This is a genomic window from Rhodanobacter caeni (assembly GCF_039523575.1).
GTDB lineage: Bacteria > Pseudomonadota > Gammaproteobacteria > Xanthomonadales > Rhodanobacteraceae > Rhodanobacter > Rhodanobacter caeni.
Genome location: NZ_BAAAFO010000001.1, coordinates 642,924 through 657,587 on the forward strand (window position 1 = coordinate 642,924; position 14,664 = coordinate 657,587).

General features: G+C 66.6%; 10 protein-coding genes. 4 read left to right on the forward strand and 6 right to left on the reverse strand.

Annotated elements, in window-relative coordinates; genetic code table 11:
• Positions 1-51: 51 nt before the first annotated feature.
• Positions 52-966, reverse strand: a complete 915-nt coding sequence (locus ABD017_RS03080) for a 3-keto-disaccharide hydrolase (protein WP_343880011.1) — start codon at positions 964-966, stop codon at positions 52-54.
• Positions 963-1,439 carry a hypothetical protein gene (locus ABD017_RS03085; RefSeq protein ID WP_343880013.1) on the reverse strand — a complete coding sequence of 159 codons (477 nt, stop codon included), beginning with the start codon at positions 1,437-1,439 and terminating at the stop codon, positions 963-965. The genes ABD017_RS03080 and ABD017_RS03085 overlap by 4 nt, the downstream gene beginning before the upstream one ends.
• Positions 1,440-1,579: 140 nt before the next feature.
• On the opposite strand from ABD017_RS03085, the gene ABD017_RS03090 reads away from it, so the two are divergent.
• Positions 1,580-2,407, forward strand: coding sequence for an SDR family NAD(P)-dependent oxidoreductase (locus ABD017_RS03090; RefSeq protein WP_343880015.1), 828 nt, complete (start codon positions 1,580-1,582; stop codon positions 2,405-2,407).
• A gap of 60 nt (positions 2,408-2,467) precedes the next feature.
• Here ABD017_RS03090 and ABD017_RS03095 read toward each other — a convergent pair whose 3' ends face one another.
• Positions 2,468-4,024 carry a hypothetical protein gene (locus ABD017_RS03095; RefSeq protein WP_343880017.1) on the reverse strand — a complete coding sequence of 519 codons (1,557 nt, stop codon included), beginning with the start codon at positions 4,022-4,024 and terminating at the stop codon, positions 2,468-2,470.
• 110 nt (positions 4,025-4,134) lie between these two features.
• The gene (locus ABD017_RS03100) at positions 4,135-5,163 is read right to left on the reverse strand and encodes a polysaccharide deacetylase family protein (protein WP_343880020.1); all 1,029 of its coding nucleotides are present in this window, start codon (positions 5,161-5,163) and stop codon (positions 4,135-4,137) included.
• 267 nt (positions 5,164-5,430) lie between these two features.
• Between ABD017_RS03100 and ABD017_RS03105 the strand changes: the two genes are divergently transcribed.
• Entirely contained in the window at positions 5,431-6,198 is a 768-nt protein-coding gene (locus tag ABD017_RS03105) for an Npun_F0296 family exosortase-dependent surface protein (protein WP_343880022.1), read from the forward strand.
• A 138-nt stretch (positions 6,199-6,336) separates the two neighbouring features.
• On the opposite strand, the gene ABD017_RS03110 is transcribed toward ABD017_RS03105, so the two are convergent.
• Entirely contained in the window at positions 6,337-8,772 is a 2,436-nt protein-coding gene (locus tag ABD017_RS03110; protein ID WP_343880024.1) for a glycoside hydrolase family 95 protein, read from the reverse strand.
• A 266-nt stretch (positions 8,773-9,038) separates the two neighbouring features.
• Between ABD017_RS03110 and ABD017_RS03115 the strand changes: the two genes are divergently transcribed.
• Both ABD017_RS03115 and ABD017_RS03120 read left to right on the forward strand, forming a co-directional pair.
• Positions 9,039-10,325 (forward strand): FIST signal transduction protein, encoded by a 1,287-nt coding sequence (locus ABD017_RS03115; RefSeq protein ID WP_343880026.1) that lies wholly within the window; start codon positions 9,039-9,041, stop codon positions 10,323-10,325.
• Positions 10,326-10,337: 12 nt separating this feature from the next.
• The gene (locus ABD017_RS03120) at positions 10,338-12,227 is read left to right on the forward strand and encodes a putative bifunctional diguanylate cyclase/phosphodiesterase (protein WP_343880028.1); all 1,890 of its coding nucleotides are present in this window, start codon (positions 10,338-10,340) and stop codon (positions 12,225-12,227) included.
• A 282-nt stretch (positions 12,228-12,509) separates the two neighbouring features.
• On the opposite strand, the gene ABD017_RS03125 is transcribed toward ABD017_RS03120, so the two are convergent.
• Positions 12,510-14,609 carry a M48 family metalloprotease gene (locus tag ABD017_RS03125; protein ID WP_343880030.1) on the reverse strand — a complete coding sequence of 700 codons (2,100 nt, stop codon included), beginning with the start codon at positions 14,607-14,609 and terminating at the stop codon, positions 12,510-12,512.
• Positions 14,610-14,664 lie beyond the last annotated feature (55 nt).

The following is a 14,664-nucleotide window of genomic DNA, read 5'->3' on the forward strand; positions in this document are numbered from 1 at the left end:
GGGTCGCCAGTCACGCATCAGGCCAACCCGGAAACGATCCGGCCGGTAGCCTCAGTGCGACGTGCCGCGCGAGTCCACCGCGATCACCGGCAGCCGCGTGATCGGCTCGACCGTGATGCGGCGGAAGAAGGTCTCCGCGCCCTCGGACTGGAGCTGGATATGCCCGTGCGTCAGCGGCTGGCACGCGCCTGCCGCGTCCGGTTCGCAGATGTCGCGCACTTCCATCACGGGCACGCCGTTGACGACGTGGATGGCATGGTTGCCGACCACGTACAGGTCCAGCACGTTCCATTCGCCATCGGGTGCATCGGCGTTGTAGTTGTTTTCCACGTTCCACGTGGCGGTGTTGCCGATGGCGCTGGCGGCCACGCCGCCGACCATGAAGCGCAGCTTCGGATCGATGATGGAGGCATCGTGCGCGGCGGTGGTCGTCACGCGCAGGCCATCGCCCACCGGCACCACCATGCCGACGCTGCCGGACATGATCTCGAACTCGACCGAGCGCGCCCATGTGCCCCACACCGCGCCCGGTGCGCCGTGCGTGTGGTAGAGCAGGCCGTTGTTCGGCGGCATCGTCTGCCGCGGCGCGTAGCGCGCCTTGCCCCACTTGTATTCCAGCCGCAGGTGGTAGTTGGCGTAATCGCCGCGATGGACCAGGCTGCCCCACGTGGGGCCGTTGACGTGGATCGCCGGTTCGCCGTCCTCGCTGGTCACGGTGAAGATGCTGCCCTTGCCGCCCACGCCGACGGGAGTGTCGTGCTTGGCCAGGTACGTCTGGCCGGGGTCGGCATAGCCCAGCCAGGCATCCCACTGGTCCAGGTTGCTGCCGTTGAACAGTGCAATCGCCGGCCCTGCGGCGGCCGGAATGTCTTTCAGCACCAGCTTCTGTGGCGCGAATGCGGGCATGTCAGCCGACACGGCCGGTGAAACGACGAACGCCAGCGCGATGGCTGCAAGGATTCTCATGCTCGACCTTTCTTCAGGTGGGTGGAGGTTGGCGCTTGCCCATCATCGGTCGACGATGGGGCAGCAATGCGCACTTCGCGGCAGACGCCGAAATTCGTCTCGTTGTGGTCGCTGGTGGTCAGCGCCAGCTTCACGACGTAGGTTTCGCGGTCGAGCAGCGGCAGGCTGACCGGGCCGGCATGGGTTATCGGGCCGATCAACTGGCCATTCAGATAGAGATGGATATGCCCCGTGCCCGGCACCGCCGCGCCGCCATACTGCTTCGGCGCAAACCGGAGATTGGTCTGCGGCGTGAGGGTCCACGCGTTCGCGCTTCGGGCGACGGTGGCGTCGAGCCAGTAACCGCCGGCTTCCGCCCGTCCATCCTGCGCGCAAGCCGAGGCGGCCGGGTCATGCTGCGCGTTCGCGAACACCGCGGGTGCCGCGTACAGGTTCAGCAGAAGCACTGCGGCCGCAAGCGTCTTGAATGCCATTTCTTCCCCTCGTTCCAAGGCGAAGGGAAAGCATATAGGAGGTGGCCTGGGGTGTCGTGCATCGGGGACTTTCGCCGCGCAACGTGCCGCGGGAAAGCGGCGGCCCTGGCGCATAATCACCGGACAGACCGGAGGTGGGCATGCGCAGCGTCGAAGGCAAGATCGTTCTCATCACCGGGGCCGCCATGGGCATGGGGCGCCTGTATGCCGAGCGCGCGGTGGCCGAACGCGCCGCCGCCGTGGTGTTGTGGGACAGGGACGCCGCGGCATTGCAGGCGACCTGCACCGAACTCTCCGCCGACGGTGCCAGGGTGCTGGCCCATGTGGTGGACGTGTCGTCGGCGCAGGAGGTCGCAGACATGGCGGTGCGGGTAACGGCCGAAGCCGGCACGCCGGACATCGTGATCAACAACGCCGGCGTGGTTCGCGGCAAACCGTTCTCGGAGCACGATCCGATCACCGACACCGAGTTCGTCATCGGCGTCAACGTGCTGGGGCCCATGCACGTCACCCGGGCTTTCCTGCCCGCCATGATCGCCGCCGGCAACGACGCGCGGGTGTTGAACGTGGCGTCCGCGTCGGGACTGGTATCCGTGCCGCGGATGACCGTGTACACCGCATCGAAATGGGCGCTGATCGGCTGGAGCGATTCGCTGCGGCTGGAGCTCAAGCGCGAGGGCCATGGCCATGTGCGCGTCACCACGCTGATCCCCAGCTACATCAAGACCGGCATGTTCGCCGGCGCCCGCGCCCCGCTGCTGACGCCGCTGCTCGAGCCGGCGCATGTTGTCGACAAGGCCTGGGCCGCGATGAAGGCCGGCAAGCCGCGGTTGATGATGCCGTGGACCGTCACGCTGAGCGCCGTGTTGCGCGGGCTGCTGCCATTGCCCCTGTGGGACTGGCTCGCCGGCAGCGTGTTCAAGGTGTATTCGTCGATGGACGCGTTCACCGGGCGCAAGCCGGGTTGATCGCGACGGCGTCTGCGCCTGCTTCACGCACGGCGGTATCGACCGTACCGGTGCAGGCGGCTAGATGTTCCTGCGCAGCACGAGCGCGCCGTCCTTTTCGGTTTTCTGGCGGCAGGCCCAGTTCACCTTCCGGCGTATGCCCTTCACTTCGATTTCCGCGTACATCCTCAGGCCTTCGAGCGACGTCCCCTTGGGCAGGTTGAACAGGGCCTGGCGAATCTTTCCCGGTAGCGGGTAGCCGGGGTCCAGGCTTCCCTCGCTCAGGGTCTGGCCGCGTTCGCTCCGGATCACAATGCGCAAGGCGCCCGGCACGCCGGCAACGCCGTCGTTTGCCAGGCCCAGCACGAGGCCGGGGTAGCCATCCTTTTCGAAGGCCCATATCCACGAGGGGCGCACGCGATAGCCGATGCGCCTGCCCAACCCGTCGATGGCGTCGGGATAGCGGTCGTAGTAGCTCATCAGCCGCTCGGCCTGGATCTTGTGCCAGTTCCACAACGAGAAATAGTTCGGGCCGACGTCGCGGGCATGCGCGATGATGTTGTCGTTGCGGGTGACGCCTTCGGATATTTTCAGGTTTTCTGGGGAGCCGTCCGACAGCGCGTTCTCGACAAACCCCGCTACCCATGGCGGCCGGTTGCTCAGGCTCTCGATCTGCATGTTCTCGATGAAGATGGTGTCGGTGCGCAACCAGTTGTGCGAGCGGATGGTCCTGTCGACGAGCTCGGCGTTGCCCACGCGGTTGTAGTCGGGCTGCGTGTTCGTGGCCAGTGGCGTCCTGCGCCAATGCGCCGACTGCATGTCGAAGATGCTGTTGAAGGTGGCGGCGGCCGTGGCGTAATCGGGGAAGGGGTTGCGGTCCTCGAACGGCCAGGTATGTCCCTCGCCCCAAAAGCCGTACATGTAGGTGTCCATGAACTCCACCTGGGCCGAGCCATCATGGGCATCGGCCAGCAGGCCGTCCATCTCCTTCAACGCCGCCATGAACGCCGGGTGGTTGTATTGCGGCGCGTAATGCACCTTGCCGGGAAGGTTCTCGCCGACTTCGCTGGTGGTGCCCAGCGCGTAGAGCGGAACCTTGCCCAGCAGAAAATCGGGCATCGACTGCGGCTTGATCACCGGGCTCATCAGCTGGATGCGAAAGCCGATGCGCTTGCCGTATTGCCTGGCCAGGTCGAAGGCGATTTTCCAGTGCTCGCAGGGATCGAGCCTCCCCGGCCGGCTCTGCATGTCACGCCAGTCCAGGCGCACATAAAGGACGTCGGTGAGTGGCAGCGCGACGAGTTTTTCGAGCGACTTTTCCAGCGATTCGTTTTTCCTGTACGCCGGACCCGCTTCGTCGCAAAGGTAGGTGGCCAGGCCCATGCCGTAGTTCGGCACCCGCTCTCGCGAAGGCGTCGTCGCCATGATGACGTCCGCGCCCGGCACCACCTGTTCCGGCTTGTAGGTGGGGAAAGGCCCCTGGTTCAGGCGGTCGGTGATCGCCGGGCCGCTGCCGAAGTTGTAGCCGTCCCAGTTGTGGGCCGGGACAAACGCCTGCGCCCTGCCGAGGTTGGCCGACCCTGCCGCGGCGGCGACCGAGGCCAGCAGGCTTTTCTGGATGAAGTCTCTCCGGTCCATGTGGGTCCCGTGCCCGTGCGACGGATTCGATACTAGAGCATCCCGTCGCGCGGACCGGGTGGTCCTGCTCCGCGCCGGGCGTCAGCTATCGTCGGAACAGCGAACCGCGGTCAGCGGCAGAGCGCATCCAGGTCGAGACCGGGACCGGGTGCCGGAGGCAGCGGCAGCCCGCGCGCGGTCATCGCCGCTTCCAGCGAATCGGGTGACGAGGGCAGGCCCGGGTCGATAGCGTTCCTGTAGAAGGGCGCGCTCTCGGCCTCCTCCAGCGTGACGAAACGGAAGCCGCGTTCGCGATAGAGCGCCAGCAGGCGCGGCAGCATGCGGGCATCGAAAGCGCCGACGTGCATCAGCAGCACATAGGGAATGTCGTGGCCGTAGAGCGCTTTCGACAGGGAGCGGCTGTAGACGATCGCGGCATCGGCGGCAGCGAAGTAACTGCTTTCCAGCCTGGCAATGGCGGCGCTGTCCTTTTTCGCGACGCAGCGCGCGTACGGCTCGTTGTAGAGGTAGTCGCCAAAACCCATGGTGACAGTGGCGACCTTGTAGCCGCGGCCGGCCAGGAAGCGGCGCCCGGCCGCGCGCGTCGCCGCGGTGTCGCCCTCGGCCAGGTACGGATAGCGCAGCCAGCGCCAATCGGCATCGCCCATGTACTTCTGCAGCATCGCCTCGTTCCGGGTCACGTCCTGCTCCCAGTCCGCGAGCGGGTTCGTGTTGAGGTTCATGTGCGACCAAGTGTGGTTGCCCAGCGGCAATCCGGCGTCGCGCCACAGTTGCAGCACGGGCGTGGAGGCCGGTTCGTTCTGCGTTTGCACGCCGTTGACGAACCCGTAGGCCGGCGGCAGCTTCGCCTGCTGCATGGCGGTGATGATCTTCTGCGCGATCTCCACCCGCGTTTCGCCGGGCGGCAGCGGGCCGTGTGCGGGCAGGTCATCCCAGGTGATCGCCAGTTGCTGCGCGGTGGCGGGCAGGGCGGGCGCGGCAGCCAGGGCAGCGAGGAGGGCAAGGGCAGGGCGTGAATGCAGGATGCTCAAAAGAATCTCCAGGGTCGCTGGGCGGCGGATCGAGGGGCGGGCGACGCCGGCAACCGATGTCGTTTGCGCAAGTCGCGCTGAGCGAGGCGTCGCGGCGGTGCCGTCCATTGTAGGCAGGGCGATCCCGGGCGCCACGGCGTTTCGCCCTGCAACGACGCGGCCGGGATGGCGACGGCCCTACTTCAGCATGCCGGCAAAATGTCGGCCGGCTTTACAAAAGCGACCGCGGCGACTCCGCGTGACGGAACGGTGATGAAGCAAAAACAAGGGCTTGGCCGATGGTACAAAACATGCTTGCCATTCCACGCAATCGGCGGCCGCGAAGGTTCGCCAAGACCACCTGTGCCCGTATAACCGTCTTCATGGAGATCACCAATGAACAGCAAAACCCCAGGCAAGTCGCACGGCCCGCGTTTCCTCCGGTCGCTGCTCGGTGCGGCGGTGCTGACCGCGGGCATGGGCTTGGCGGCCACGACCGCCAGCGCCACGGCCGTCCTTTCCGGTTCGGTCGGCGGCGTGCCCACGGGCGCGGATCATTACGAGACCTTTGACAGCCTCGCGCCGGGCACATCGACCACCACCGTGCTTGGCGGCGGACTCACCGTGAGCTTCTCGCCGGACGGCAAGGCGGTGCAGGGCGCACAAAGCGGCTTGTACGCGGCGCCGGTCCTCTCCGGCGGCAATGGCGCCAACTTCGGTGGCCAGGCCGACGGCATCGACGCCACCACGTATCTCACCAGCGGCGGCCCCAACGGTTCGACCACGTTGACCTTCAACACGCAGCAGAAATACCTGGGCCTGCTGTGGGGCTCGGTGGATGCGTACAACACGCTGGAGTTCTTCAGCGGTGGCGCGTCGGTGGCGACCTTTACCGGCGCCGACGTGGGTGCATCGGCCGGAACGGGCAACTGCATCGGCGGCCTGCAGAACGCGCTGGGCACCTGCTACGTGAACATCAATTTCCTGACCCAGTCATTCGACAAGGTCGTTGCCACCAGCAGCTCCTACGCGTTCGAATTCGACAACGTGGCGTTCAGCACGGCGCCCGTCGGCGTGCCGGAGCCGGAAACCCTTGCCATGTTCGGCCTGGGCCTGCTCCTGGTGGGCTCGGCCTACCGTTTCAAGGCGCGCAAGTCCGCCTGAAGCCGTCCGGCACGATACGAAGAACGCCCCGGTGACGGGGCGTTTTTTTTGGCGCGGACATGATGGATTTGCGCGGTTCTTGCACCGGTGGGGCCGGGCCGGCTGCCGTAGACGCAACCGGTCGCGCCTCGACGCGCTTCACTCGTGGCTGGCGGGATCGCCCATCCCCGTGGCGGCGGTCAGCAACCGTGGCCCTTCCACCACCCGCGTTTTGCCCGGTTCAAGCGTTACCGCCAGGGCTTGGTCGCGGTAGCGAATGCGTACCGATGTGGCGACCTTGCTCGATAGGCGCACTTCGGCGGGAATGCCGTTGCGCCAGGTGATGCCGACCCGCACGCCGCCGCGGGCGCGCAAGCCGTCGACCTCGCCCTCGTGCCAGCGGGCCGGCAGGGCCGGGAGCACGGTGACTTCGCCGATGCGGCTTTGCAGCAGCATCTCCGCGATGGCCGCCGTGCCGCCGAAGTTGCCGTCGATCTGGAACGGTGGATGGTCGTCGAACATGTTGGGCAGCGTGTTCTCGGCGATCAGGTCGTGCAGCAGCGTTGAGGCGTGGTCGCCGTCGCCGAGGCGTGCCCACAGCGCGATCTTCCATGCGCGCGCCCAGCCGGTACCGCCGTCACCGCGCAACTGCAGCGATCGTTTCGCGGCGCTGGCCAGCGCCGGGGTCCTGTCCGGCGAAATCGCGTTGCCCGGATAGAGCGCGTAGAGGTGCGAAACGTGGCGGTGATCCGGCTCGGTTTCGGCGTAGTCCTCGATCCATTCCTGCAGTTGTCCCTTGTGGCCGATCTGCAGCGGGGGCAGGCGTGACTGAGCGGCATCGATGCGCGCTACGAGCGCCGTGTCGACGCCAAGATGCCCGGCGGCGGCGCGCACGTGGTCGAAGAGATCGTTGATCAACTCGATGTCCATCGTGGGGGCGTAGGTGAGGCCAGCCGGTTTGCCGTCGAGCAGGTAGCGGTTTTCCGGCGACGTGGAGGGGTTGGTCACCAGCTTGCCGGCGACCGGAGAACCTTTGGGTGCTTCCACCAGGAAATCCAGCACGAATTGCGCCGCACCCTTCATGGCGGGGTAGGCGCGATCGCGCAGGAAAACCTCGTCGCCGCTGAAGGCGTAGTGGTCCCACATCTGGTTGGACAGCCAGACGCCACCCATGGGCCAAAGGCCCCATGGCCCGTCGACCGGCGTGGTGGCGCGCCACAGGTCGGTGTTGTGATGGAGCACCCAGCCGCGCGCGCCGTAGTAGCGCCGGGCCGTTTTCGCGCCGGCCACCTGCAGGTCGTCGATGAGATCCCACAGCGGTGTCTGGGTTTCCCCCAGGTCGCCCGTTTCGGCGGGCCAGTAGTTCATCTCCAGATTGATGTTGGTAGTCCATTTGCTGCCCCAGGCCGGCAGCAGGTCGGGGTTCCAGATGCCCTGCAGGTTGGCCGGCTGGCCGCCGGCGCGCGACGAGGCGATCAGGAGATAGCGTCCGTACTGGTAATAGAGCGCCACCAGGGACGGATCGTCGTGGGTCTTGAAGTCGCGGATGCGCTGGTCCGTCGCGACGTTGTCGCTGGAAGCGTCGTTGCCGAGCCTCAGATGCACGCGGTCGAAGAGCGCGCGATAGTCGGCCAGGTGGGCGTGCTTCAGCGCGTCGTAGCCTTTTCGCGCGGCCTTGGCCAAGGCCACGCCAGCGGCGGCCACGGCATCGCCGCCGATATCGCGGTACGACCTGAAGCTGGTAGCCCCGCTGAAAACGAGGGTGACGGCATCGGCGCCGCTTATCTCCAGGTGGTCCCCCGCTTTATGGATGCTGCCGCCTTCGGTCTTGATGACGAGCTTTCCCGCATAGCTTATCCCGGGCTGCGACCACGAACCGGTCCACGACGATGCCGGATTGGCGCGCGGCTGGATCTGTCCGCTCAGCTCGATGGTGTTCGCGCCCACCAGCGCGACCTTGGCGCCGGGCTGGGGCGAGGCCAGCGCCACGGTGACGTTCTGCGCGGCCGGTCGGTCGGCGCCGAGGCGCATCACCAGGACGCGGTCCGGATAGGAGATGAAGGCCTCGCGGCGAAAATGCACATCGCCGACGGTGTAGGAGACGGTGCTGATCGCATCGTCCAGGCGCAGTTCCCTTCGGTAGTCGCTGACCTTGCCTTGGTCCGGGAAGTGCAGGCGCAGATCGGCAAACGGCTGGAACGGCATGAGCAACGCCGGGTCGCCCATGAATCCTGCGCTGAGCGCTTCGGCCTGCGCCACCTGGCCCGAGAAAACCAGCTGCTGCATCTGCCGCAAGCGGGTGGCGGCGCCGGGCGCGATATAGTCGTTTGGCGCACCGCCCCACAGCGTGCCCAGATTCAGCTGCAAGCGCTCGTCGGGCACGCCACCGAACACCATCGCGCCCATCAGCCCATTGCCCAGCGGAAGCGCCTCATTCCATTGGCTGGCCGGCTTGTCGTACACGAGGGTGGTGCGGCTGGCATGTGCCGGCGAACCCAGGAGCAGGGCAGCCAGCGCGATGAGCAGGCCCCAGCCCGTGCGACGCGCCGTGTCTTTGTGGTGGGAGGTTTGCGTGGGCTTGGGTGAGGGGTGCAATGCGTCGTTCTCGTCGGAGGCGGGGTAACGGAGGGAATGCCGTGGGCTGGGCGACGCGCAGCTATCGGTGTTCCCGGTGCGCGGTCGGTTTCCGGGCATTCAACCACAGAGCTTCCGGCTGGGCACACGCACGTGCGGATGCACATGCCGTCGTGCCTGTTCGTCCATCAGGCCGGTGCCACACTGTCGATACGAACGGCGATGAGGCAAGCTTGCGCGGTGTGGCCGTTTACCGTTTACGATGGACCCGACCTGGCGCGGTCGCTGTGCTCGATCTGCAGGATGCATCGGTTCGCGTTCGCCACGTGGATGACGGGGACAAGTTCATGGTCGCACTGAAGTCGTTTGTCCGGGCAGGTTCGTCGACGGCGGACACGCTGGCGGAACTGGATCGTGCCATCGACGATTCGGGCATGGCTCCCTCGCTTGTCTACGTGTTTTACGACGGCGTGCACGACGACGAGGCGATCTTCGACTACGTTCGCACCCGCTTTCCCCAGGCGGCGATGCTCGGTGGCACATCCTGCAATGGCGTGATGAGCGAATCCGGCCTGGGCGGCGGAGGTTCGATCGGCATGTTGCTGATCGAGGATGCGGAGGGTGACTACGGAGCGGCGGCCGTGCGTCTGGGCACCGACCCGGCAGCCTGCGCCGAGCAGGCCATACACGCGGCGCTGGCAGCGGCCGACTGCGCCGGCGAGCTGCCGGAGCTGATCTGGATCTACCAGGCGCCGGGCCAGGAGGAGGCCGTCATCGAGGGCCTGCGGCGTGTGGTCGGCGACCGTTGTCCGATCATCGGCGGCAGTTCCGCAGACAACGACGTCCGTGGCGCATGGCGCCAACTGGGACCGGATGGGCCGATGAGCGATGGCCTGGTGGTGGCGGTACTGTTTTCTTCCAGGGGCATCGGGTTTGCCTTCCAGGGCGGCTACGAGCCCAGCGGCCACAGCGGCATCGTGACCCGAGTGGGCTACGACCGGTCGGGCGAAAGCGGCGTGGCCACCAGGGTGAGGGGGCGACAGATCCTGACCATCGACAACGAGCCGGCGGCCGAGGTGTACAACCGCTGGATCGGCGGCGACCTGGCAGAAAAGCTCGATGCGGGCGGCAGCATTCTCGCCAACACCACGATGTATCCCCTGGGCATCGATGCGGGAAAGATCGAGGGTGTCACGTACTACCTGCTCATCCACCCCGACAAGATCCTGGATGGCCGGGCGCTCTCGACGTTTGCATGCATCGAGGAGGGCACCCGCCTGTACAGCATGCGCGGCAAGCGGGAGCGCCTGATCGAGCGTGCCGGCAGGGTTGCCGCCGCGGCGACGGCCAACCTCGCCGGTGGCAGCAAGAGCCTGGCGGGCGGCCTGGTGGTCTACTGCGCCGGTTGCATGCTCGCGGTGGGGGAGCAGATGCCCGAGGTGTCCGACGCCGTTTCCGCGAGCTTCGAGGGCCTGCCTTTCCTTGGCTGTTTCACGGTCGGCGAACAAGGCTCCATGCTGGAGAAAAACGCGCACGGCAACCTGATGATCTCAGCCATCGCTTTCGCGCGTTAGCAGGCATCCGCCATGGAGGGCTCCGAAGAACTGCGCGAAACACTGGTGGCGATGCGGCGGGAGATCAGTGTCCTGCGGGTCGAGGCCACACACGCCAACCTGCTGCTCGACGCGCTGGATGCGATGCTGGACGTGGGCGCCGAGCATGATCCGTTCATCGGCGTGTTCGCGGCGCTGTTGCCGGTGTTCGAGTGTTCCGGTGCCATTGTCCTGATCGAGAATCCGGCCGATCCACGATACCTGGAGTGCATCGCGTCGAACGACCCGGCGCTGGTCGGCTCGTTCCGGGAACGCAACCGCAAGCTGGACAAGGTGCTCGCCGGCCGCACGGTCACGACGGTTTCGACGGCAGCCGGCGACGCGTCGGCACCGGCCACCGAGGACGACGCGCGCCCCGCGCTTTACCTGCCGCTGGGCGTGCGTGACCGGCGCGGGCTCATGATCTTGCTGCGCGATCGCGGGTGCCCCGGCTTTGACCGGCACCACGTGAGGCTGGCCGGAAAATTTTCCGTGCTGGCCTCGCATGCCTTTGCCGTCACGCATGCAAGCCGGACCGAGGCGGAGAGCCAGCGCCTGCAGCAGATGACCTTGCAGTTGAAGGCCAGCCAGGAGGCGCTGACCCATCGGGCGAACCACGACCAGCTCACCGGGCTGCCCAACCGGTTGCATGTCCAGGAGCTGGTTGGCCTGCTCGTCGCGGAGAAGGGCGCCAGCCAGAAGTTTGCCCTGGCCTTTCTTGATATCGACGACTTCAAGCGGGTCAACGATTTCCACGGGCATGCCGCGGGGGACGCGCTCCTGGTCGGCATTGCCGACAGGCTGCGCGCCGAACTGCGCCAGAGCGACATCATCGGCCGGATCAGCGGCGACGAGTTTGTCATCGTCTTCGACGCGTTCGACCAGACCGAGGAGCTCGTGGTTGCGGTGGACCGGATCAGCAGGCGGTTGCATGCGCCGTTCCGGATAGGCGGCCACGACATCACCATTTCGGGCTCGATCGGTGTCGCCCTGTGGCCCGAGCATGGGCACGACTACGAGACCTTGCGCGGCTATGCGGACACGGCGATGTATCGGGCCAAGGCCACCCACAAGGGCGGGGTGACCTTCTTCCATCCGTCGATGGGGCGCGAGATGTCGGAGCGGATGTCGCTGGAGCAGCAGTTGCGCGAAGCACTGGCGAAGCGGGAATTCCAGTGTGCCCTGCAGCAGAAGGTCGATCTTCGCACGCGCCGGGTCGTGGGTTTCGAGGCGCTGGTGCGCTGGGTGGACAGCCACGGCACCATTCACCCGCCTGCCCGGTTCCTCAAGCTGGCCAGCGAACTGGACATGCTCGACGACATCACCGCCATCGTGCTGGACAACCTGTGCGAGGCGCTGCCCTGGCTCGACCGCGGGTTTGGTGCGGACGTCAGCTACAGCATCAACGTATCCCCGGTGCAGGCGACCCGTTCGTCGTTCGTGCGGCAACTGGTGCGGCGCATCGCCGATACGGGGCGCGCTAGGAATTTCCTGCTCGAACTGACCGAGGAAACCTTCCTCGCCACCGACGTGTTCCAGTTGCAATGCCTGCCGCTGATCCGCGCGGCGGGCATCGGCTTGTCGATCGACGATTTCGGCACCGGTTATTCCTCACTGGCCATCCTCGCCGACATCACCGCCGACGAACTCAAGGTGGATCGCTCGCTGGTCGCGTCGATAGGCCAGCGCCCGCGCAACCAGGGCATCCTGCGGGCGATCGAATCGCTGGGTACGAACCTGGGCATGACGGTGGTGGCCGAGGGTATCGAGACCGCCGAGGAAAAGGATTATCTGCTCGGCTCGACCGGCCTGGCCATCGGGCAGGGCTACCTGTTCCATCGGCCGCAGTTGATAAGCGAGATGGTCGGCGGCGTGCCCGAGTAATTGCGCGTCGTCGTCCCTTCCGTTGATGGTTGCCCCGCCTTGGGCTGGGCGTCGTTGCAGTATTCCGGATTCAAGGCGGAAGCGTCGCGATGGGCGGCCCAACGTGTGCCGCTCAGCGTTCCAGCCGATACAACTCGAAGCCGTCGTCGTCCGCGTCCATGATCATCAGCACGATGTCCGGCGCAATGCGCAGCAACCGGCCTGCCGAATGGGTCGGGCCATCCGGGGTCCATCGGCTGCTGCCGGCGCAAGCCGGTGATGCACGGCCAGATGGCCAGACGCTCAAGTGGACAGCGGTGAAACGTCGAGTTTACGGGCGTCGGGTTCCGCCGCCGGGGATGGCGGTCGGGGCTCGCGATGGTCGCGGCTGTCCCCTGCCGTCAGAAACGGTGGCAGCGGGCAGTGCAGGCAGGCGCAGATCAGCCTCAGCAATTCGGATTCCTCAACGGTCACCCGCTGGTCGGCGAGTACCACCGTGGCCAGGCCCTCGACGGCCAGTTCCTTGTCGACCGGACGCAGCGCATCGAGCCGCTGCAGCAGTGCGTCCAGCGAGGACTGCCACGCCGGCGGCACGGTATGGACGAGGCCGTGACCGGGCAGGGTGCTATCCATGGCCTGTTGCCAGATGCGACGTGCGGCATCGCCGTCGACACCGCCTCGACCGGCGAGAATCGCGCACAACGTGGCGAAATCGGCGCGCCGGTCGAACAGTCGGGCCGGACCGGCGAAGCGGGCGCGCGCCGGGTGGGCGGTCTCGGCCAGATGCAGCCGAACCAGCCGAACCAGACAGAACTCGTAAAGGTCGATGCGGCCATCGGCGTGGACCAGTGCCTCCAGCGCCTGCACGAGGGTTTGCCCCTGCGCGCGCGACATGCGGCGCAGGCGCGGCAGGGCCAGCTGCAGCAGGGGCAGGCGCGCCATCGGCGCCAGCCGGGTGCTGGCGTCGAGCAGGGCTTCGACCTGGGTGCGGGTGGCGGTGCCCATATGCTGCTCGATGCCATCGAGCTGGGCGGCGCGCCATCCCCGCTCGATGCCGACGGCGAGGCTCAGTATCAGGGCCTGGGCGCCGGTGGCGGTGGTCGCCGCGTCGAGGAGCCTTGCGGGTACGGATGAAATGAGTCGTTTGGCTGTCTGGACGGCTGTTTCGGTGGCATGCCCGATGCTGGCGATTACTGTTTGTGGCGTTGCCGCACGCGGTGTCTCGACGGTGCGGATGGTGTCGAAGGCGTGTCCGCCCATTGTCGGCGAGGAAGGGACGAGCCCCGCGATCGAGGCGTGGCGGGCGTTCACGTCGGCAGCCGGCACGGTGGTCTTCCATGCGTTGGCGATGCGCGCGATATCCTGCTCCCTGTAGGGCATGCCGAGCGCGCGAATGCGCACGGGGACGGCCGGGTGCGTCGCCAGCAGGCGCGACCAGCGGTCGCCCTCGCCGAACAGCATGTGGGCCACCTCGCTGCTGTCGAAACCATGCAGCGCGGAGCCGGTGCTGAGTGCCTGGATCTTGCGCAGCGCGCCCACGAGGCCCAGCGTCTGGCGGGTGAACTGCACCGCCGCCGCGCCCGCCAGGAACTCGCGCGAACGCGAGACCGCTGCCTGCACCACACGGCCGGCAAGATGGCCAATGGATCCCACGCACAGCAGGATGAGGCCGATGCTGTATTGCCCCAGCATGTAGAACGTCGGGTCCTTTTTTCCGCTGCTGAAATCGCCGTAGATCAGCGATCGCCCCGTGGTCGCCAGGAACATCACCCCGGCCAGCAGGCCGATCAGGCGGATATTGAGCCGCATGTCGCCATGCACGATGTGGCTGAACTCGTGGGCGATCACGCCTTGCAGTTCGTCACGCGTGAGCTTTTCCAGGCAGCCACGGGTGACGCAGATGGCGGCGTCGGTCGTGCCGTGGCCGGCCACAAAGGCATTGATGCCGTGCTCGTGCGCAAGCAGGTAGACGTCGGGCGGTGGGATCGAGCTGGCGATCGCCATTTCCTGCACGATGTTGTTGAGCCGCCGGTGCACCAGGTCGGTGGTATCCGGTGCGATTTCGCGGGCGCCGATCCATTCCATGACGACGGCGCCGCCCTGGCCCAGCTCGCGTATGCGCATCCATGACACCCATGCCATGGCGACGGTGGCGGTGATCGCGATGCCGACCATCGTGGATGTCGCCGGCCATGGCGAATAGCCGGCGTAGGCCAGGCCGAAGTAATGCATGAACGCGTATTTGCCCAGCGCCAGTGCGCCCACCAGCGCGACGAGCACCGACACCACGGCCAGCGCGAACAATACCAGCATGCGTCGCGTAGCACGCCGTGCATCGTCCTGGCGGCCAAAGAAATCGGTGGAAAGACGACCATTGCCAGGCCTTTCGCTTGATTCGCGCATGCCGTATTCCCCTGCGGAAGGCGCTCCGCCCGGTGAGTCTAGCGTGGCCCAAGCG

Bases quoted from the DNA above. Each gene is read 5' to 3' on its own strand.
- ABD017_RS03080 (WP_343880011.1), bottom strand. From the start codon at position 966: ATGAGAATCCTTGCAGCCATCGCGCTGGCGTTCGTCGTTTCACCGGCC.
- ABD017_RS03085 (WP_343880013.1), bottom strand. From the start codon at position 1,439: ATGGCATTCAAGACGCTTGCGGCCGCAGTGCTTCTGCTGAACCTGTAC.
- ABD017_RS03090 (WP_343880015.1), top strand. From the start codon at position 1,580: ATGCGCAGCGTCGAAGGCAAGATCGTTCTCATCACCGGGGCCGCCATG.
- ABD017_RS03095 (WP_343880017.1), bottom strand. From the start codon at position 4,024: ATGGACCGGAGAGACTTCATCCAGAAAAGCCTGCTGGCCTCGGTCGCC.
- ABD017_RS03100 (WP_343880020.1), bottom strand. From the start codon at position 5,163: ATGGACGGCACCGCCGCGACGCCTCGCTCAGCGCGACTTGCGCAAACG.
- ABD017_RS03105 (WP_343880022.1), top strand. From the start codon at position 5,431: ATGAACAGCAAAACCCCAGGCAAGTCGCACGGCCCGCGTTTCCTCCGG.
- ABD017_RS03120 (WP_343880028.1), top strand. From the start codon at position 10,338: ATGGAGGGCTCCGAAGAACTGCGCGAAACACTGGTGGCGATGCGGCGG.
- ABD017_RS03125 (WP_343880030.1), bottom strand. From the start codon at position 14,609: ATGCGCGAATCAAGCGAAAGGCCTGGCAATGGTCGTCTTTCCACCGAT.